We start from the raw sequence: 19,575 nt of genomic DNA, 5'->3' as shown, positions 1-19,575 counted from the left end.
TTTCATGCAGGTCAAGAGGTATGGTGCCGCGGGCTTCCTGCCCGTTTTGGCAGCATGTCAGTCACGTTGCGCGCCCCGCGCGCATATGCTCTATCTCGCGAGCAGGAGGGGTTTACCATGCCGACGCCGACGCTCGGGACAACGCAACTTCTGGACCGCGCGAGCGCCCGGCGGCCCGATGCGGAATGGATGCGCGCACGCCGCGTCAGCGACGCCTCGCGCTTCATGATCCTCGTCGATCTGAAGCTTGTGATCGCGCCTGGCGCCGATCGCACGAGCGGTGAAATCCGCTGGCTGAGCTTGCGTGAGGTCGAGGCGCTCGCGCTCAATACGGAGGATGCGCTCTTCCTCGGTCTCGATGTGCAAGGACACGCGTATTTCGCAATTGCGATCGCGGATCATCTCGCGCGTGCGACGCCGGATGTGGTGCAGTATTTCCGGCCCGCGGTCGATCTCAGAACGCTCGCCATGCAGGGCGTGCTCACGCCCGAGGACCAATCCCTTGCCGGTCAGGCGCGCGCGCTTGCCCAGTGGCACGAGAACGCGCGCTGCTGCGGAAAATGCGGCTCGGCGACCAAGGTCAAGGACGGTGGCTGGCGGCGCAAATGCTGGGCTTGTGGCGCAGAGTGGTTTCCGCGCACGGATCCTGTCGTGATCATGCTTGTCACCGATGGTGAGCGGTGCATCCTGGCGCACGAGCATCGATACGTCGCCAAGATGTACTCGACGCTCGCCGGCTTCATCGAGCACGGCGAGGACATCGAGCACGCCGTGCGCCGCGAAGTCGGCGAGGAGACGGGCATCCGCGTCGGCAGGGTCGAGTACCATGCCAGTCAGCCTTGGCCCTTCCCGCATTCTCTGATGATCGGCTGCATTGCGCACGCCGAGACAACGGATCTCAAGGTCGATACGACCGAGCTGGCCGATGCCCGCTGGTTCTCGCGCGAGGAAGTGCGCGCCATGTTGGAGAACCGCCATCCCGATGGGCTGACCGCGCCCGGCCGCCACGCGATCGCCAATATCCTGTTGCGGCACTTCGTCGGCGAAAGCTGAGGACGTGCCGGTGAGAGGCAGGATGCCGCGCGCCGCAACGCGGTGCGCTTCGTCCGCGTTTAACTGACGACCGCTTATCTGGAATGGAGTCGCACAATGTATGCCGTCGAGGTGCGCGATCGCATCATGATCGCCCACAGTCTGCCCGATCCCTTCTTCGGTCCGGCCCAGCACATGCATGGCGCGACTTTCGTTGTCGACGTGGCGTTCTTCCGTGAGCAGCTCACGGCGCAGAATGTCGTCGTCGACATCGGCGCCGCGCTCGATGTGCTCGGCAAGACGCTGAAGCCGCTCGCCTACAAGAACCTCGACGAGATCGCCGCCTTCAAGGGCAAGCTGACGACCACCGAGTTCCTCTGCCGGCACATCTTCGATGCGATCGTTGCGGCCGCGAAGTCGGGCGCGCTCGGTGCCGACGGCAAGGGCCTCGCGAAGGTTCGCGTCACGCTGCACGAGACCGATCTCGCGCGGGCGTGGTTCGAAGGCCCGGTCGGCTAGTGCGATGATCGAAAAATTCGCCAGTGCTCGCGGCAAGGAAGCGAGCGAATCCTCTATTCCAGTGTCCCTTTTGATTCCGAAGTTCGCTCGGGGCGCCAGCGGCAAGGTTGTGCGAACTTCGGAATCGGGACACTAGCCGATGGCCGCGGCCGTATTCGCCATCCCCGGAGACATCACGCTGCCGACCGGCGGCTATGCCTACGACCGGGAAGTGCTGGCGCGTCTGCCATCGGCGGGCGTCGAGGCCACGCATCTCGCGCTCTCTGGCGGCTACCCTGATCCCTCGCCCGAAGATATCGCACGGACAGCCGAGCAGATTGCGGCTACGCCATCCGATGCCGTGCTCCTGATCGACGGCCTCGCCTATGGCGCCATGCCGGCCGCCCTGATCGAACGCTTCGATCGCCCGATCGTCGCGCTCGTGCACCATCCTCTGTGCCTGGAGGCAGGCCTTGCGCCCTCGCGGATCGAAACACTGCGCGGCCTCGAGACGGCTGCGCTCGCCCGCGCGCACCGCGTCGTGGTGACCAGCCCGATGACCGCGCGCACGCTCACTGCGGATTTCGGCGTGCCTCCTGACCGCATATCCGTTGCCGAGCCAGGAACCGATCCCGCGCCGCGCGCGCGGGGAAGCGCAGGCGATGGCTTGGCCCTGTTGGCGGTCGGCTCGATTGTGCCGCGCAAGGGCTATGACGTTCTGGTGCAGGCGCTCGAGATCGATGCCAAGGACCATCGCGCCGACTGGAGGCTCGACATCGTCGGCGCGGTCGATCGCAATCCGGCTACGGTCGCGGCATTGCGTGAGCAGATTGTCAGGGCCGGGCTCAGCGCGCGCATTGAAATTGCCGGCCCGAAGTCGCGCGCGGATCTGGATGGGCTGTATGATGGCGCCGACATCTTCGTTCTTGCATCGCACTATGAGGGCTATGGCATGGTGCTTGGGGAGGCGCTGGCGCGCGGCCTGCCGATCGTGACGACGACCGGCGGTGCTGCTGCGGAGACCGTGCCGGATGGTGCGGCGCTGAAGGTGCTGCCGGGCGATGCCGGAGCCCTGCAGCAGGCTCTCCGTCGTATCATGGACGAGGCGACGCTGCGCAGAGAGCTTGCCGATGCCGCATGGGTCGCGGGCCAGAACCTGCCCCGGTGGTCGGATACGGCTGCAACGATCGCCAAGGTCATCAAGGAGGCGCGAGAATGAGTGGCTTCTCGCCGGACTGGCTGGCGCTGCGCGAGCCGGCGGATGTGCGGGCCCGCGATCCGGGTTTGCTTCTGGCACTGGCCGGGTACCTGGCCGGGCGGGATCCCATCGAGGTCGTCGATCTCGGCTGCGGTACGGGCGCCAACATCCGCACGACCGCGCCGGCGCTCGGCCCCGTGCAGAGCTGGACGCTCGTCGATTACGACCCGGTTCTGCTCGATGCGGCGCGCGGGGCGCTGCTCGATTGGGCCGATGAGAGCTCGGAAAATGGCGAGTCGATCGCGCTCAAGAAGGAGGGGCGCGCGATCGCCGTGCGCTTCCGCCGAGCCGATCTCATGCAGAACCTCGAGGCCGTGATCGGCGGTCAGCCCGATCTCGTCACGGCTTCGGCGCTCTTCGATCTCTCCTCGGTGGACTTCATCAGGCGCACGGCGCGTGCTGTCGCGGCAGAGGGCGCGGCCTTCTACACCGTGCTCACGTATGACGGTGTGCAGACGTGGAGCCCGGTGCATCCGGCCGACGCCGAGATGACGGCCGCGTTCAACGCGCATCAGGAGACGGACAAGGGCTTTGGCAGTGCCGCCGGGCCGGCGGCACCCGAAGCGCTGGCGCTCGCCTTCCGCGAGCAGGGCTACGCCGTCCAGGAGGCATCGAGCCCCTGGCGCATCGACAGCTCCGAGCAGGCGCTCATCGAGATGCTCACCGACGGGTTCGCCGGTGCGGTCGCCGAGATCAGCCGCGTGGCGCCGGACGTCATCGCTGACTGGCTTTCCGTCCGCCGCACAGGCTCCATCGTCGGCCATACCGACACGCTGGCATTGCCGCCAGCCTAAGCCTCGCGCTTGCCGCCGGCGCTTGGCCACATGCGCGCGAAGATGCCATCCTTCAGGATGATGCGGTGCATGAGCGCGGCGCAGACATGCGTGAGCGCGATCAGCCCGAGCAGAATGGCCGCCCAGGCGTGATACCAGAGGATGGTCTCACCGAGCGCCTGGTTCTGCGGGATGATCTCCGGCAGCTCGAAGCCGAAGGGCGTTCCGCGCGCGCCGTACGCCGATACGCCGGTCCAGCCGAGGATCGGGACGATCACGAGCAGCGCGTACAGGGCGAAGTGCGAGACGTTGGCGCCGAACTGCAGGACGGGATGGATCGGCTCGGGCGGTGGCGCGCCGCGCATGAGCCTCACGATGACGCGCAGGACAATCAGCCAGAGCACGCAGAAGCCGATGAATTTGTGCCAGCTATAGAGCGTGTTCGTGAGCGCATCGAAGTTCGACCAGGCCCCGCGCTGCACCATGTAGATGCCGAGAGGAACCATCACGATGACGGCGGCGGCGATGATCCAGTGCAGCGTGCGCTGAAGAGGCGAGTAGCTATGTGATGTTGCCATGAGCGATGCTTCCCCTTGTCATGATCTCAGGTCGCAATCGAACAGGACGTCGCCGTCATCCAAAACGTGGACGTCGGCAGGCGGGCGCAGCGCATCGGCTAGGCGCGCAATGGGGGGCAGCAGAAGTCCGGGCTTGCCCGATCCGAGGATGACAGGGGCGACCAGCACGTGCAAGCGGTCGAGCGCACCGGCGGCAAGGAAAGCCGAGACCGTGTGCGCCCCGCCTTCGATGAGCATCGAGCGCAGGCCCAGTCGGAACAGCCCGTCGACAATGGCGTTCGGGCACAGGCGACCGCCGTCGCTTTGAAGGCGCAGCTCCTCGACGCCCTTCGGCAGCGGGCCATCGCTCGCGCGCACGATCACGCGGCGACAGCCGTCCTCGCCGAGGAGGCAGCGGGCGGTTTGCGGCAGGCGCCCGTTCGGATCGATCACGACGCGGGCGGGATTGCGCCCGGACACATGGCGGACATTGAGCATGGGATCGTCGGCGGCGACGGTGCCGACGCCCACCACGACCGCGTCGACGGCCGCGCGCACGCGGTGCACATGCGTCAGGGCGGACTGGGCGTTGATCCAGCGGCTTTCACCACTCTCGATGGCGATCCGGCCATCGAGCGACTGGCCGAGCTGCGCGACGACGAAGGGTCGGTCGCGCGGGGCCGACAGAATGCGCGCAATCGGCGGGAATGCCGTACGGTCGGCAGCATCGTGGCGGGCCGTTGCGGTCGTGCTGGCGGACATGCAGGGCCCTTGCTCGGCGTCAGACTGCGGCACTCAAATCACATTTGTGCGGCGATTCTGCGAAAGCGCGCGACGCGTTCACCCGCGATTGCCACCGAGAACCTTCCGCGAAATGACGACACGCATAATCTCGTTCGTTCCTTCCAGGATCTGGTGAACGCGCAGATCGCGCACGAGTTTCTCGAGGCCGTAGTCCTTGAGATAGCCGTAGCCGCCGTGGAGCTGAAGCGCTTCGTTGCACACCTTGAAGCCAAGGTCTGTCGCATAGCGCTTGGCCATGGCGGAGTACATGGACGCCTGCGGATCGGCGCGGTCGAGCGAGTCCGCGGCGCGATAGATCATCAGGCGCGCGGCTTCGAGGTCCGTCGCCATGTCGGCGATCTTGAACTGGAGGGCCTGGAACTCGCCGATCTGCTTGCCGAAGGCGCGCCGCTCGAAGACATAGGCCTTGGCCTTCTCAAGCGCCGTCCAGGCCGCGCCGAGCGAGCACGCGCCGATGTTGATGCGCCCGCCATCGAGGCCGGACATGGCGAGACGGAAGCCCTGGCCCTCGACGCCGCCGACGAGGTTCGCCGCCGGGACCTTCACGTTCTCCATGATGACCTGGGCGGTCGGCTGGGCGTTCCAGCCCATCTTGCGCTCGTTAGCACCGAACGAGAGACCCGGCGTGCCTTTCTCGATGGCAAAGGCCGAGACGCCGTTCGGGCTGCTGTCGCCGGTGCGCGCGAAGACGAAGTAGAAGTCCGTCGCGCCGGCGCCGGAGATGAACTGCTTCGTGCCATTGAGGATGTAGTGGTCCCCGGACTTCTCCGCGCGCGTCTGCAGTGCTGCGGCGTCCGATCCTGCGCCGGGTTCCGTCAGGCAGTAGCTCGCGAGCCATTCCATGGAGGCGAGCTTCGGCATCCAGCGCTCGATCTGCTCGGGCGTTCCCGCGCGCGAGATCATCCACGCGACCATGTTGTGGATCGAGATGTAGGCCGAGATGGCCGGGCAGCCTGTCGCCAGTGCCTCCATGATGAGCGCGCCATCGAGGCGCGAGAGGCCGGTGCCGCCCTTGTCCTCGGGCACGTAGATCGCAGCCATGCCGAGTGCGGCCGTCTCGCGGATCACGTCGACGGGGAAGTGGGAAGTCTCATCCCAGGCGGCGGCGTCCGGCGCGATCCGCTCGCGGGCGAAGGCGAGCGCCGTCTCCTGGATCGCCTGCTGCTCTTCAGTGAGGGAAAAATGCATGGGCAGCCTCGTGAGGGTGCGTTTCCGGATGGTTGCGGCAAGGCATAGCGCGTCGGTGCCGGCGTTGGAAGCACGGCCTTCTCACCCAGCGCGCTACTGTCCCCTCTCCCCGCTTGCGGGGAGAGGGCTAGGTGAGGGGCGGCGGCATACGCCGACGTCGCGCGAGTTCCCGCCCCTCATCCCGACCTTCTCCCCGTAAAGGACGGGGAGAAGGGGGAAGTGGGCGCCACACGCGAGCGCTGTCCGCATGGCCGCCGCGGGCATAGCACCACGCGAGAATGCGAAAGCAGCTCTTCCGAGCAGCCCGCGGCAAGTCAAGAAACTCCGCGGCTAGACCAAGAACGGGTTGCTCTGGCGCTCCATGCCGAACTGGCCCATGGGGCCATGCCCGCAGATGAAGGCGATGTCGTCGCCGAGCGGGAAGAGCTTGGTCTTGATGGCGTTGATCAGGGCGTCGTGGTCGCCATAGGGGAAGTCGGTGCGGCCGATCGAGCCGCGGAAGATCACGTCGCCGACGAGCGCGAAGCGGTTCGGCCGATTGACGTAGACGAGCGAGCCCGGCGAATGGCCCGGGCAATGGAAGATCTCGAAGTCGTGGCCGCCGATCGTGAGCGTCTCGCCCTCCTCCATCCAGCGGTCGGAGGTGGCATTGCGAATGCCCGTCAGGCCGTAGCTCGCCGCCTGCTTCTCGGCGTTCTCCATGAGGAACTTGTCGGCAATGTGCGGGCCTTCGATTTTGACGCCGAGCTTCTCCTTGAGCTCGGCGGCGCCGCCGACGTGGTCGAGATGGCCGTGCGTGAGCACGATCTTCTCCACGGTCATGCCCACCTGCGCGATCGCTGCCTCGATGCGATCGACATCCCCGCCCGGATCGATGACCGCGCCGCGCTTCGTCGCCTCGTCCCAGATCAGCGTGCAGTTCTGCTCGAAGGGTGTGACCTGGACGACGGCGGCCTTGAGACGGGGCTCGTGGGCGGGGGTGCTCATTCGGGATCCTTCCGATCGCTCATTCTCCCCCCTGCATAGCTGAAACCGCTGTCGGGTCCAGCCTGTTCCGCCCTCTCACAGCATCCCGAGCGCGGTCGCCCGTTTCGGCGGCGGGAAGGCGCCATCGAGATCGGCCAAGTCTTCTGCCGTCAGCTCGAGGTCGGCCGCGACGAGGTTCTCGCGCACGTGCTCGGGGGCCGAGGCCTTGGGAATTGCGACCACATGCGGATGGCGCATGGTCCAGGCCAGGGCGACCGCAGCCGGGCTCACATTGTGCCGCTGTGCGACTTTGCCGAGCGCGGCATTGCGCAGGATGCGGCCCTGACCGAGCGGCGAGTAGGCCATGACCATGATCTTCTCGTCGGCACACTGCTTGATGAGATCGAAGTCGATGCCGCGCGAGCCGAGATGGTAGAGCACCTGATCGGAGACGCAGTTCTTGCCATTCGGGACACCAGCGAGCTCGTCCAGATCCTCAGGATCGAGGTTCGACACGCCCCAGTGGCGGATCTTGCCGTCGGCCTTGAGGCGCTCGAAGGCCGCGACCGTCTCGGCGAGCGGATACGAGCCGCGCCAGTGCAGCAGATAGAGGTCAATGCGGTCCGTCTTGAGCCGCTTGAGGCTCCGCTCGCACGCGGCAATGGTGCCCGCGCGCGAGGCATTGTGCGGATAGACCTTCGACACGATGAAGGCTTCGTCGCGGTGTCCTTTGACGGCTTCTGCCACGACCTCCTCCGCGCCACCCTCGCCGTACATCTCGGCGGTATCGATGAGCGTCATGCCGAGGTCGAGGCCGAGCTTCAGGGCTTCGGCTTCCGCGCCGCGCTGGCTCCGCTGCTCGCCCATGTGCCAGGTGCCGAGGCCGAGCTGCGGGATGGTCTCCCCGCCTTTGAGTGTGACACGTCGCATGAGCCTCTCCTGCCAGTTCGGAAATCGGGCGCCGATCCGCGTCTACGCGCCGCGTGACAGCATCGCACTTTTCATGGAACCATGCATCCGACCCAAAGCAACGGACTTGAAATTCACCTGAGCTCGAGGCTAGGCGAGGAGTGAATTTCAAGTCCAAAGTTGCTTTGGAATGTTATGAACCTAAAGCGTCTTTGGACCTTGAATGCGACTGCGAGTCCAGTCCAGGCACGGGGCGCATTCAAGGTCTGACGCTTTAGCCCACAACATGGCCCACCGCCGGGAGATCCTCGATGACGAAGCGCGTGCTGATTGCCGGGTTCAAGCACGAAACCAATACGTTCTCGATCCTGCCGACGACGCTCCAGTCCTACGAGGCTCGCGGATATGTGAAGGGCGCCGAGATCGTTCCCTTCTTCAAGGGCACGAACACCGAGGTCGCGGCCTTCCTGGATGGCTGCACGAAGTATGGCTGGGAGCCGGTCCTCTCGCTCGTCGCGGATGCGACGCCTTCGGGCAAGCTCACCAAGGACTGCTACGAGACGATCGCGAACGAGATCGTCGCGGACGTCGCGAAGGCCGGTAAGCTCGATGCCATCCTGCTGAACCTGCACGGCGCCATGGTGGCCGAGCACACGGATGACGGCGAGGGCACGCTGCTCGAGCGCATTCGCGGCAAGACCGGCCCGGACGTGCTCATTGCAGCGACGCTCGATCTGCACGCGAACGTCACCAAGGCCATGGCGAAGCACGCCGACATTCTCGTCAGCTATCGCACGTACCCGCACATCGACATGTACGACATCGCTGCGGAGACGGTGGAGATCGTCAGCCAAGCGCTCGATGGCGAGATCAAGCCGAAGACGTACCTCGCGCGCCGCGCGCAGATCTATGGCGCCGATGACGGCCGCACGACGAGCCCCGGTCCGATGACCGAGCTGCTCGATCGCTGCGCAAAGATCAAGTCGTCCGACGCAGGCGTGCTGGCGGCGTCGATCAACGGCGGGGTCTCATGGGCGGATATTTCCGAGGTCGGGCCGACGGCGCAGATCGTCGGCGACGGCAATGATCCGCGCTTTCAGGCCTACGCCGAGAGCCTCGCCGACGAGATCTGGGAAGGGCGCCACCGCCGCACAGTCGAGTTCGTGACGGTCGCGGAGGCGCTGAAGCGTGCTCGCGCTGTGGGCAAGGTGGGCAAGCCGGCCGTGCTCGCGGACTTCGCCGATAATCCCGGCGGCGGTGGCTACGGCGACACGACGGGCTTGTTGCGCGGCATGATCGAGGCAGGGCTCGAAAATGCGGCCATGGCGGCGTTCTATGATCCCGAGGCGGCCGCGGTCTGTCACAAGGCGGGGCTCGGCGCGACGATCACATTGAAGCTCGGCGGCAAGGTCGATCCGCGCTTCGGCGCCCCTATCGAGGCAACCGGCACGGTCACGCACCTGAGCGATGGCCACATGATCATCGAAGGGCCGATGATGCGCGGGCTCAGCCTCGAAATGGGGCCGACGGCGACGCTGAAGATCGGCGGCGTCGAGGTCGTGATCAACTCGCGGCGCTTCCAGAACTACGACCGCAACTTCTTCCGCGCCGGCGGCATCGAGCCGACCGAGCGGTCGGTTTTGGCGGTCAAATCCTCGCAGCACTTCCGCGCCGCCTATGCGCCGATCGCCTCCGAGGTGATCGTCGTCGACGAGGGCGGCGGTGTCATGTCGAACAACCTGCCGAAGCTGCCGTTCACGCGCGTGCCCCGGCCGGTCTTCCCGCTCGATCTGGACTAGTGCTGCGGCCGGGATGAGAGCCCGAGGCGATCCACGTAGGCGATGCCGATCGCCGACAGAATGAACACCACGTGGATGATCGTCTGCCAGAGCACGCCCTCGGCGGTCGTCGTGGCGCCTGGAAGGCCGATGCTGCGCGCTTCGATGAACGTCTTGAGCAGGTGGATCGACGAAATGCCGATGATCGCCATGGCGAGCTTGATCTTGAGCACGCTGGCGTTCACGTGATCGAGCCATTCCGGCTGATCGGGATGGCCTTCGAGCCTCAGGCGCGAGACGAAGGTCTCGTAGCCGCCGACGATCACCATGACGAGCAGGTTCGAGATCATCACGACATCGATCAGCGCCAGCACGCCGAGCATGATCTGCTGCTCGCCGAACGTGCCGGCGTGCGTGATGAGGTGCCAGAGCTCTTTCAGGAATATGACGACGTAGATGGCCTGGGCCAGGATCAGCCCGACGTACAGCGGGAGCTGCAGCCACCGCGAGCCGAAAATGAGGCTCGAGATGACCTTGTGAGTTTGAGGCTGTTCGTAGAGCACGTCGGAGGAAGCTTGTCTCGACTTCAGGTTGCTCATGGGTGTGCGCTCGGCGCTTGTTGAGGCGGGCGGGACTTCAGCTTGGAGTTTCGAGGAAAGTCAATTGGGCACGGCGGTGCCGGCCCTCAAATCAGAACAATCGTGTGGCCAAAATCCAACCTGTCACGAAGATGGGCGAGAGCGCCGTCGAGACCACAACCGCGGTCGAGATGAACTCGCTCTCGCGTTTGTACTCGGCCGCGAAGATCGCGATGAGCACGCCGACGGGCGTTGCCGCGGCGACCACGATCACATCCTGAACATCGCGCGGCAGACCCATGGCGTGGCAGATCCCCCAAGTGATCACGGGCGCCGCGATGAACTTGAGGAACAGGATCAGGGTCTGGGGCACGAGCTCGAAGCGAATGGACTTTGCCGCCGCGATCTGCGCGCCGAGCGTGTAGAGCGCGAGTGGCGTGAAGATCGAGCCGAGAAATTGCATGGGCTGCGAGACGACCGTCGGTAGCTCCACCTGGAAGCCGCGCAGCGCAAGGCCGATGACGACGGAGGGGATGAGCGGTGTCTCGAAGGCCGTCTTGAACTTGGCGATCTTGCTCCCGCCCGGCGGCGCAAGCAGCGCGACGCCGACCGTGCACACGAGTACGGCCATGAGCGCCGTCAGCACGGACTGGTAGATCAGGTACTCGGAGCCGAACGCGAGCTGCGTCACCGGCATGCCGAAGAATCCGACATTCGCGTAGGCCGTGCCGAGGCCCATGACCGGCCCGAGCGATTTTCGCTGGCGGAAGAGGATGACCAGCAGCCAGCCGAGCGGGATCAGGATCATGAACTGCACGATGCCGAAGTACACGACCGGCCAGACGACGGAGAGCGGCTGCTTTCCCGACGAGAGGAAGTGCAGCAGGAACGCCGGCATGACGACGTAGACCTGGATGCGGTTGAGCGTCGGAACGTCGAGCTTCAGGCGGCCTTGCAGGGCCCAGCCGAGCGCGACGAGGGCGATGATCGGCAGCGTGACGCGGGTCAGAATGTCGGAGAATAGATCCATGACGCCTTGTGCGGAGGCCACCCCGTTCAATTGGATGACGGCTGATAGCTGCAGCGTCCCACGCGGGCAAGCGTGATGACGCACTTGTCTTCAGCCTCGCCTCACGTCGGCGATGCAACCGAGTTCGCCATTCGTTCGACCTAATCGCGTGCGCTGATGCGCACTGTTTGCAGCGCTTCGGGGCGTCAGTTAACGGCGCCTTAACCTTGAAGGGGCAGGCTCTCGGACGTCGGATGGGCATTGCCCTCCGGTGAGGTCGTGGGCCAACCTGCGCTGCTGTTGAGTGCGCGGTTGTCAGTTCGAGAGTGGCGTTTCATGAGCGTTCGTCGTGCGCGTGGTGTCGCAAAAATCGATTCCATCCTGGTCGGGGATTGCCTCGCCGAGCTGAAGAAGCTTCCGGATGCGAGCGTCGATCTCGTCTTCGCCGATCCTCCCTACAACCTGCAGCTCGATGGCGAGCTGCTGCGGCCGAACAACACCGTCGTCGACGGCGTCGATGATGCCTGGGACAAGTTCGACACCTTCGAAAGCTACGACCGCTTCACGCGCGCCTGGCTGACGGAATGCCGGCGCATTCTGAAGCCCGACGGCGCGATCTGGGTGATCGGCTCCTATCACAATGTCTTCCGGCTCGGCGTCGCGCTCCAGGATCTCGGATTCTGGATCCAGAACGATGTCGTCTGGCGCAAGTCGAACCCCATGCCGAACTTCCGCGGCAAGCGCTTCACCAACGCGCACGAGACGCTCATCTGGGCCGGCCGCGATCGCAAGTCACGCGTGACCTTCAACTACGAGGCCATGAAGGCCGGCAATGACGACCTGCAGATGCGCTCGGACTGGCTCTTTCCGATCTGCTCGGGGCCGGAGCGGCTGAAGGACGATGGTGGCCGCAAGGCTCATCCGACGCAGAAGCCCGAGGCGCTGCTCCACCGCGTGCTGCTCGCCTCGACGCGGCCGGGCGATACGGTTCTCGATCCCTTCTTCGGCACCGGTACGACAGGCGCCGTCGCGCGCCGCCTCGGTCGGCACTACATCGGTATCGAGCGCGATCCCGACTACGCCGCCGCTGCGCGTGAGCGGATTGCACGCGTCCGGCCGCTCGCGCCGGTCGATCTCGAGACCATGCGCTCGAAGCGGGCCGAGCCGCGCATTCCCTTCGGCGCCATTGTCGAGCTCGGCCTTCTCGAAGCCGGTACGCGCCTCACGGACGAGCGCGGGCGCATCTGGGCCAACGTGCGGGCGGACGGCACGCTCGTCCTCGATGGTGGCGTGGAGCAGCAGGGCTCGATCCACCGCCTCGGTGCGGCCGTGCAGGGGAAGGCCGCGTGCAATGGCTGGACGTTCTGGCACCTCGAGGTCGAGGGCAAGCTCAAGCCGATCGACTCACTTCGGGAACTGGCGCGGCGTCAGCTCGCGGTCGTGAAGCCGCAGCCCCTCGTCGCCGCCGAGTAGGCGAGGCAACTCCGCGCCCCCCGATCCCGGGGCGCGGGCTGGGCGCACCCAACTCCTGGGCGACCTGCGCGCTACTTCGTGTCCTTCTGGACCTGCGCGACAGCCTCGCCGAGGAGCTTGAAAAGCACATCCCGGATCTCAGTGTCGCTCACCTGGATGCCCTTGGCGTCGAAGTCTTTACGAAGCTTACGAAAGACGTCGTCGTCGCCCTTTTCCTCGAGATCAGCTTTTCTGACAGCCTTGATGTAGTCGTCGACAGCTTCACCCGTCAGGCCGAGCTTCGTTGCGGCCCATTCAGCGACCATTCTATTGCGCCGTGACTCAGCCCTGAACTTCAAATCCTGATCGTGTGCAAACTTCTTCTCGAACGCCTTTTCCCGCTCGTCGAACGTCGTCATAGAGATCTCCGGTTGAAATCAGGACTATGGCACACGCCGGGGCTGATGACGCGCACAGCAAGCCCATGCATTGCTCGCCAAAGGCATATCGTGAGCCGCACCGGCAAATCAACCATGCGGCATTTGTGAACAGTGTCCATTGTGCGCGGTCCGGGGTCGTCGTTGTTTCCGCGGGGCGGTTCGGATAGTCTCCGCCCCACGGGCTGACATGAGCGTTTGGGACGGTGGCGCGCTGCGCGAGCCAGGCTGGGCCGGGTAATCCGGCTCGGATCATCGAGGCAGTCGAGCGAGCCGCAACCGAAGACCCGGACGAAACAGGGATACCACGAAGGATCCATGAAAATGAATAGGCGGCGTCGCATCTACGAGGGCAAGGCCAAGGTGCTCTACGAGGGTCCGGAGCCCGGGACCCTGATCCAGCATTTCAAGGATGACGCCACAGCTTTCAACGCGAAGAAGCATGCGCTGATCGATGGCAAGGGCGTCCTCAATAACCGCATCTCCGAGTACATCTTCCAGCGGCTCGGCGAGATCGGCGTGCCGACGCACTTCATCAAGCGGCTCAACATGCGCGAGCAGCTCATCCGCGAGGTAGAGATCATCCCCCTCGAGGTGGTCGTGCGCAACGTCGCCGCCGGCTCGCTCGCGTCCCGGCTGGGGCTAGACGAGGGGAGCGCACTGCCGCGCTCGATCGTCGAGTTCTACTACAAGAACGACAAGCTCAACGACCCGATGGTCTCGGAAGAGCACATCACGGCCTTTGGCTGGGCCACGCCCGCCGAGATCGACGAGGTCATGCAGATGGCGCTCCGCGTCAACGACTTCCTCGTCGGCCTGTTTCTCGGCATCGGCATCCGGCTCGTGGACTTCAAGGTCGAGTTCGGGCGCCTCTGGGAGCAGAACGACAACATGCGGATCGTCCTCGCCGACGAGATCAGCCCGGACTGCTGCCGCCTCTGGGATGTGTCGAGCGGCGACAAGATGGACAAGGACCGCTTCCGCCAGGACCTCGGCGGCCTCATCGAGGCCTACCAGGAGGTCGCGCGCCGGCTCGGCGTCCTGACCGAGAACCCCCGGCCCAAGGGCTCGGGCCCGGTGCTGGTCTCGACCAACGGCATGAAGCCCAATTGACTGGTGATTGTACGCTGACATCAAAAAAGCCGGGCCCCGTCGAACTGGGCGCCCGGCTTTTTCTGTTTTCAAAGCGTCTTGGACCTTGGATGCGACTTCGAGATCGGCCCAGGCGTGGGTCGTATCAATTGACGCGTTGCCAGAGCGGTCCGGTCTGGGGTATCGAGCGCAGGAACCCAAGGGCACGACCGCCGAGGTCCTGCTCCATCTCTAGAATCGGACGAGCGCCGTGGCCGAGACCGAGATTCGCCCTTTCAACATCAACTTCGGTCCGCAGCATCCGGCGGCACACGGCGTGCTGCGTCTGGTTCTGGAGCTCGACGGCGAGGTCGTGGAGCGCGTCGATCCGCACATCGGCCTTCTCCACCGCGGCACCGAGAAGCTGATCGAGCACAAGTCCTACCTGCAGGCCATCGGCTACTTCGACCGCCTCGACTACGTCGCGCCCATGAACCAGGAGCATTCCTTCTGCATGGCGGCGGAGAAGCTCCTGGAGATCACGATCCCGAAGCGCGCCCAGCTCATCCGCGTGCTCTACTCCGAGATCGGCCGCATTCTCTCGCATCTCCTCAATGTCACCACGCAGGCCATGGACGTCGGCGCCCTGACGCCGCCGCTCTGGGGCTTCGAGGAGCGCGAGAAGCTCATGGTCTTCTACGAGCGCGCGTCCGGCTCGCGCATGCACGCGAAGTACTTCCGCATTGGCGGCGTGCACCAGGATCTGCCGCCGGAGCTGATCGCCGACATCCACGCGTGGTGCGACCCCTTCCTCAAGGTCTGCGACGACATCGAGGGCCTGCTGACCGACAACCGCATCTTCAAGCAGCGCAATGTCGACATCGGCACCTTCACCATGGCCGATGCCATGGCCTGGGGCATGTCGGGCGTCATGCTGCGCAGCACCGGTGTCGCCTGGGACCTGCGCCGCGCCCAGCCCTACGAGTGCTATTCGGAGCTCGAGTTCGACATTCCGATCGGCAAGAACGGCGACTGCTACGACCGCTATCTCATGCGCATGGTCGAGATGCGCGAAGCTGCGCGCATCATGAAGCAGTGCTGCGAGAAGCTCGCTTCGGCCGAGGGCCAGGGCCCGCACGTCTCCGACGACAAGAAGGTCGTGCCGCCGAAGCGCGCCGAGATGAAGCGCTCGATGGAAGCGCTGATCCACCACTTCAAGCTCTACACTGAGGGCTTCCACGTGCCCCCGGGCGAGGTTTATGCGGCGGTTGAAGCACCCAAGGGCGAGTTCGGCGTCTATCTCGTCGCTGATGGTTCGAACAAGCCCTATCGCTGCAAGATCCGCGCACCGGGCTTCCCGCATCTCCAGGCGCTCGATCCGTTCGGCAAGAAGCACCTTCTGGCCGACGTCTCCGCGATCCTCGGCTCATTCGATATCGTGTTCGGCGAGATCGACCGCTAGGCGGCCGCGTTTCCTCCAGAATTTCGAAGGTCTGGCGCGCCCGTAAGGGTTCGGGGAACCAAACGCGCGAGAGGCGGTTGACGCTACAGCGCTCAGGAGGTTTCAAGGGCGCGGGGTTACCGGTGATGGTGGGCGCGAAGAGGGATCGGACGATCCCTGCTATTCCGCCATCGTCGCCACGCCATGCAGGTGGCCGCACGGATTGGCCGAATTTTAACCATAAAGTTCGACCAGGAGCACGCCGCATACTTAAGAGGGTATGACCGGCATGCGTGATGCACGGTACGGCCGCGATAACCTGCAATTAAGAACAACAGCACCTGTGTTCCGAGAATGACCAACAAAGATCTGAGCCTCATCATCCCCGGCAATCGCGTCGGCCTGCTTCTTTTCCACGGCCTCGGCGGGACGCCGATGGAGCTGCGCTATGTCGCCTATGGCGTCGCGCGCGCCGGCTACACCGTTCATTGTCCGCTGCTCGCCGGCCATGGCGGCAGCGTCGATGACGTCGCCAACACCACCTGGCAGGATTGGTACACGAGCGCGGAAGCCGCGCTGCAGCGTATGCGCCAGGACTGCGACGTCGTGTTCGTGGGCGGCCTCTCGGTCGGCGCCGTGCTGGCGCTCCTGCTCGCCGCGCGCAATCCGAAGCTCGTGCAGGGCACGGTGTCCTACGCGCCGATCTTCTGGCTCAATGGCTGGGTCATGCCGTGGTACGCGCGCTTCTTCAATCTCGTGCACCACAAGTGGTTCGCGAACAAGCTTCGCTTCGAGGATGCGGACCCGCACGGGATCAAGGATCCGCGTGTGCGCGATCTCATCGCCAATGCCCTGAAGAGTGCCGACAACTCCGTCTCGGGCATTCCCTACACGCCGGGCGGCGCCGTGCTCGAGCACCGCTGGATGGTGAAGGCCTTTATGCGTGAGGCCGCGAAGGTCACGCAGCCGTCGCTTGTCCTCCACCCGCGCGAGGACGATCACGCCGACATCAACAATTCCGAGTACCTGCAGCGCCATCTCGGCGGCCGCGTCGAGCTCGTCGTTCTCGATGATAGCTACCACATCATCACGATCGACCGGCAGCGTCAGGTGGTCGTCGACCGCACCGTCTCGTTCATGAACCAGGTCGTGGCCGAGATCGATGCCGGCAAGCCCGCCGTCCGCGAGCGCAGCAAGTCGGCGCGCGCCGACCATCATCTCGAGGCGCGGGCCGGCCGCGCCTGACCGCTAGCGTAGGTCCGGATGCCGCCGGTGGCCGATCAGGCCGCGCGTGGCCCCGGGTCATCATCGTCGGGCCCATCCGGAATTTCGCTAGCTCGGCTGTGCCGTGTCTGTGCGCCATGGATGAGCCGCAAGCCCGTGCGGTGATTTCTGAGCCGCGCCGCTTCAGGCTGGTGCACGACGCGCACGACATGCAGCACGTCGCTTTTCCCGTCCGCTTCTTCCACTGCGATCGTGTCGCCCTCCGTGAGGCCCAGCAAAGCGAGGCCGTAGAGGCTCGAAATGGAGAGCGCCGTGCCGGGCAGTGCGCTCTCGCCGCCATGTGTCAGGACGCACGTCTCGATGCTTCCACTGCCGACGCGGAACTGAATGCGGCTGTTGATCGTCGCAACGCGCGGATCGATGTCATCCCGAAAGCAGATGCGCGCCGCAGCGAGCTTGCGGCCGAGCAGTCGCGCCATGGCGCTGTCGGCCTGCGATTGCGCCTTGAGCCGATCCATCATGCCTTCGAGCACGCTCATATCCTTCGCCGTGAGCTGGCAGGGTGGGTTGTTCGGCATCACCCGCCCTCCGCCGGCGGCTCGACGTCGAGGATGGTCAGCTCCTGCTCGCGCCCGTCGCGGGCCTGCCAGCGTATTGCTTGACCGGTCGAGAGGCCGATCAGGGCGGCGCCGATCGGCGTCATGACGGAAATGCGCCCGGCATCGATGTCCGCGTCGCCCGGAAGGACGAGCGTCACGCGTCGCTCGGCGGCGCCGTTCGTGCTGAAACGCACGGTGGAGCCCATGCGGACGGTGCGCGCCGGCACTTTGTGCTGGGGCACGACCTTCGCGCGATCGAGCTCGGCGAGCAGGGCTTGGGATACCTCTGGCGCGCGCTTCTCCATTGCGACGGCAAGTGAAACGAGATGGCGATGATCGACGTCGCCGATGACGAGCGGCGGTTTGGCGCCGACGGGCGCGCTCTGGTGCATGATCGTGCTCATATGAGTTTGTGAGCCATTGCAGCGCGAGACGCTCTCGCGGCGGCAGGCTCATCAGTTGATGTCGGAAATGGCCGAGAAAGGTGGAAGCCGCGCGAGGCTCCGCTTTTCCCCGAAGCTCGGGGCAAGGCCGCGCCGAGCTCGGGGCTAGAAATGCGCGATCAGAAGGATCCGCTGAAGATTTGCGCATTCGCTCGTCATGTAGGACAGGTTGGCACCCTGGGCTCAATTGTCAAGGCGAGGCTCTGCGCACAGCCTGCGACCTTTGCATGATTGACGGCGCGCCGCGTCGGGCGTATTCCCCCGCGTGGGACACCCCTCCCCAACGAGGGGCTTCTATCTGGAAGGATAGGCTCACATGACGACGACGACGCGGCCGCAGCAGCGGCCTGATTGCGCTCATTTCTCCTCCGGCCCCTGCGCCAAGCGCCCTGGCTGGTCCCCCGAAGCCCTCGCAAAAGCATTCCTCGGCCGGTCGCACCGGGCGAAAGAGGGCAAGGCGCGCCTGAAGCTCGCCATCGACAAGACCAAGGCGCTGCTCGGGCTTCCCGCCGACTACATCTGCGCCATCGTGCCGGCCTCCGACACCGGCGCCTTCGAGCTCGCCATGTGGTCGATGCTCGGCGCTCGCGGCGTCGATGCGCTCGCCTGGGAGAGTTTCGGCGAGGGCTGGGTCACGGATATGACCAAGCAGCTCAAGCTCAGCGACATCCGTGTCATCAAGGCGCCATATGGCGAGCTGCCGGATCTGAGCACCGTCGATTTCTCGCGCGATGTGCTCTTCACGTCCAACGGCACGACCTCGGGTGTACGCGTGCCGGACTACAACTGGATCCCGGCAAATCGCGCCGGCCTCACGTTCGCCGATGCGACCTCGGCCGCCTTTGCCCAGCCCATCGACTGGTCGAAGATCGACGTGCTCACCTTCTCCTGGCAGAAGGTGCTCGGCAGCGAGGCGGCGCACGGTATGCTTGTTCTCTCGCCGCGCGCGGTCGAGCGTCTCGAGACCTACAGCCCGCCCTGGCCGCTCCCGAAGATCTTCCGCCTGACCAAGGGCGGTAAGCTGAACAAGGCCATTTTCGAGGGCGAGACGATCAACACGCCGTCCATGCTGGCACTCGAGGACTATCTCGATGCCCTCGCGTGGGCAGATCGGGTCGGTGGCCGCTCGGGCCTCATGGCGCGCGCCGATGCCAATGCGAAGGCCCTCTATGACTGGGTGGAGCGCACGCCTTGGATCGCGTCGCTCGCGGTCGAGCCGAAGACCCGCTCCAATACGAGCGTCTGCCTGAAGTTCACCGATCCTGCGATCGCGGCACTGCCGCTCGAGGCGCAGGCAGCTTTTGCCAAGAGCGTCTCGGGCCTCCTGGAAAAGGAAGGCGTCGCCATGGACGCGGGCTACTACCGCGATGCGCCTCCGGGTCTACGGATCTGGACGGGCTCGACGGTCGAGACGCGCGATGTCGAGCTGCTCGTGCCGTGGATCGAGTGGGCCTACGCGGAAGCGCGTGCCTCGCTCGCGAAGGCTGCCTGAGAGCTGAAGCGAGGGGCGCGCGTCGCCCCTCACCCAATTCCGCATCAGAAAATGCACCCGCGCCGC

20 protein-coding genes are annotated in these 19,575 nt (G+C 65.2%); 10 read left to right on the top strand and 10 right to left on the bottom strand.

The features are described from left to right. Window positions 1–117: 117 nt before the first annotated feature. The 4 genes from nudC (at window position 118) to CS1BSM3_RS26195 (ending at window position 3,582) form a co-directional block, all read left to right on the top strand. On the top strand, window positions 118–1,053 hold the full coding sequence (gene nudC / locus CS1BSM3_RS26210; RefSeq protein ID WP_072393036.1) for an NAD(+) diphosphatase: 936 nt from the start codon (window positions 118–120) through the stop codon (window positions 1,051–1,053). 96 nt (window positions 1,054–1,149) lie between these two features. Next, window positions 1,150–1,551, top strand: coding sequence for a 6-pyruvoyl trahydropterin synthase family protein (locus CS1BSM3_RS26205; RefSeq protein ID WP_072393034.1), 402 nt, complete (start codon window positions 1,150–1,152; stop codon window positions 1,549–1,551). A 139-nt stretch (window positions 1,552–1,690) separates the two neighbouring features. Beyond that, window positions 1,691–2,749, top strand: coding sequence for a glycosyltransferase family 4 protein (locus CS1BSM3_RS26200; protein ID WP_072393032.1), 1,059 nt, complete (start codon window positions 1,691–1,693; stop codon window positions 2,747–2,749). Then, complete coding sequence (locus tag CS1BSM3_RS26195) at window positions 2,746–3,582, top strand: class I SAM-dependent methyltransferase (protein WP_072393030.1); 837 nt, start codon at window positions 2,746–2,748, stop codon at window positions 3,580–3,582. The genes CS1BSM3_RS26200 and CS1BSM3_RS26195 overlap by 4 nt, the downstream gene beginning before the upstream one ends. Here CS1BSM3_RS26195 and CS1BSM3_RS26190 read toward each other — a convergent pair. From CS1BSM3_RS26190 to CS1BSM3_RS26170, 5 genes are all read right to left on the bottom strand, one after another. Further along, a complete protein-coding gene (locus tag CS1BSM3_RS26190; RefSeq protein ID WP_072393027.1) occupies window positions 3,579–4,139 on the bottom strand; it encodes a cytochrome b in 561 nt (186 codons plus the stop codon). The genes CS1BSM3_RS26195 and CS1BSM3_RS26190 overlap by 4 nt on opposite strands. Before the next feature lie 18 nt (window positions 4,140–4,157). Continuing rightward, the gene (locus CS1BSM3_RS26185) at window positions 4,158–4,880 is read right to left on the bottom strand and encodes a RibD family protein (RefSeq protein WP_072393024.1); all 723 of its coding nucleotides are present in this window, start codon (window positions 4,878–4,880) and stop codon (window positions 4,158–4,160) included. 78 nt (window positions 4,881–4,958) lie between these two features. Further along, window positions 4,959–6,110, bottom strand: a complete 1,152-nt coding sequence (locus CS1BSM3_RS26180) for an acyl-CoA dehydrogenase family protein (protein WP_072393022.1) — start codon at window positions 6,108–6,110, stop codon at window positions 4,959–4,961. 330 nt (window positions 6,111–6,440) lie between these two features. Continuing rightward, window positions 6,441–7,097, bottom strand: a complete 657-nt coding sequence (locus CS1BSM3_RS26175) for an MBL fold metallo-hydrolase (RefSeq protein WP_072393019.1) — start codon at window positions 7,095–7,097, stop codon at window positions 6,441–6,443. Window positions 7,098–7,172: 75 nt separating this feature from the next. Continuing rightward, window positions 7,173–8,006, bottom strand: coding sequence for an aldo/keto reductase (locus CS1BSM3_RS26170; protein ID WP_072393016.1), 834 nt, complete (start codon window positions 8,004–8,006; stop codon window positions 7,173–7,175). Window positions 8,007–8,296: 290 nt separating this feature from the next. Between CS1BSM3_RS26170 and CS1BSM3_RS26165 the strand changes: the two genes are divergently transcribed. Further along, complete coding sequence (locus CS1BSM3_RS26165) at window positions 8,297–9,784, top strand: M81 family metallopeptidase (RefSeq protein WP_072393013.1); 1,488 nt, start codon at window positions 8,297–8,299, stop codon at window positions 9,782–9,784. Here CS1BSM3_RS26165 and CS1BSM3_RS26160 read toward each other — a convergent pair. After that, the gene (locus tag CS1BSM3_RS26160; protein WP_083528912.1) at window positions 9,781–10,362 is read right to left on the bottom strand and encodes a TIGR00645 family protein; all 582 of its coding nucleotides are present in this window, start codon (window positions 10,360–10,362) and stop codon (window positions 9,781–9,783) included. The genes CS1BSM3_RS26165 and CS1BSM3_RS26160 overlap by 4 nt on opposite strands. A 91-nt stretch (window positions 10,363–10,453) precedes the next feature. After that, on the bottom strand, window positions 10,454–11,371 hold the full coding sequence (locus CS1BSM3_RS26155; protein WP_072393010.1) for an AEC family transporter: 918 nt from the start codon (window positions 11,369–11,371) through the stop codon (window positions 10,454–10,456). A gap of 315 nt (window positions 11,372–11,686) precedes the next feature. Here CS1BSM3_RS26155 and CS1BSM3_RS26150 point away from each other — a divergent pair, with 315 nt between their 5' ends. Beyond that, window positions 11,687–12,823 carry a site-specific DNA-methyltransferase gene (locus CS1BSM3_RS26150; RefSeq protein ID WP_072393007.1) on the top strand — a complete coding sequence of 379 codons (1,137 nt, stop codon included), beginning with the start codon at window positions 11,687–11,689 and terminating at the stop codon, window positions 12,821–12,823. A 71-nt stretch (window positions 12,824–12,894) separates the two neighbouring features. Here the strand turns inward: CS1BSM3_RS26150 and CS1BSM3_RS26145 are convergent, their stop codons facing one another. Further along, a complete protein-coding gene (locus CS1BSM3_RS26145) occupies window positions 12,895–13,221 on the bottom strand; it encodes a DUF1476 domain-containing protein (protein WP_072393004.1) in 327 nt (108 codons plus the stop codon). Between the two features lie 342 nt (window positions 13,222–13,563). Here CS1BSM3_RS26145 and purC point away from each other — a divergent pair, with 342 nt between their 5' ends. From purC to CS1BSM3_RS26130, 3 genes are all read left to right on the top strand, one after another. After that, complete coding sequence (gene purC, locus CS1BSM3_RS26140) at window positions 13,564–14,352, top strand: phosphoribosylaminoimidazolesuccinocarboxamide synthase (protein WP_072393001.1); 789 nt, start codon at window positions 13,564–13,566, stop codon at window positions 14,350–14,352. A 229-nt stretch (window positions 14,353–14,581) separates the two neighbouring features. Then, entirely contained in the window at window positions 14,582–15,772 is a 1,191-nt protein-coding gene (locus tag CS1BSM3_RS26135; protein ID WP_072392999.1) for an NADH-quinone oxidoreductase subunit D, read from the top strand. A 333-nt stretch (window positions 15,773–16,105) separates the two neighbouring features. After that, a complete protein-coding gene (locus tag CS1BSM3_RS26130) occupies window positions 16,106–16,996 on the top strand; it encodes an alpha/beta hydrolase (RefSeq protein WP_072392996.1) in 891 nt (296 codons plus the stop codon). Window positions 16,997–17,031: 35 nt separating this feature from the next. On the opposite strand, the gene CS1BSM3_RS26125 is transcribed toward CS1BSM3_RS26130, so the two are convergent. Both CS1BSM3_RS26125 and rnk read right to left on the bottom strand, forming a co-directional pair. Next, window positions 17,032–17,553, bottom strand: coding sequence for a GreA/GreB family elongation factor (locus tag CS1BSM3_RS26125; RefSeq protein WP_072392993.1), 522 nt, complete (start codon window positions 17,551–17,553; stop codon window positions 17,032–17,034). Then, window positions 17,553–17,966, bottom strand: a complete 414-nt coding sequence (gene rnk, locus CS1BSM3_RS26120) for a nucleoside diphosphate kinase regulator (RefSeq protein ID WP_072394620.1) — start codon at window positions 17,964–17,966, stop codon at window positions 17,553–17,555. The genes CS1BSM3_RS26125 and rnk overlap by 1 nt, the downstream gene beginning before the upstream one ends. 367 nt (window positions 17,967–18,333) lie before the next feature. Here rnk and CS1BSM3_RS26115 point away from each other — a divergent pair, with 367 nt between their 5' ends. Then, on the top strand, window positions 18,334–19,509 hold the full coding sequence (locus CS1BSM3_RS26115; protein ID WP_072392989.1) for a phosphoserine transaminase: 1,176 nt from the start codon (window positions 18,334–18,336) through the stop codon (window positions 19,507–19,509). Window positions 19,510–19,575 lie beyond the last annotated feature (66 nt).

Origin of the sequence: Hyphomicrobium sp. CS1BSMeth3 (assembly GCF_900117415.1) — a bacterium.
In the GTDB taxonomy this organism is placed as follows: domain Bacteria; phylum Pseudomonadota; class Alphaproteobacteria; order Rhizobiales; family Hyphomicrobiaceae.
This window is presented reverse-complemented; position numbering and strand designations above follow the sequence as displayed.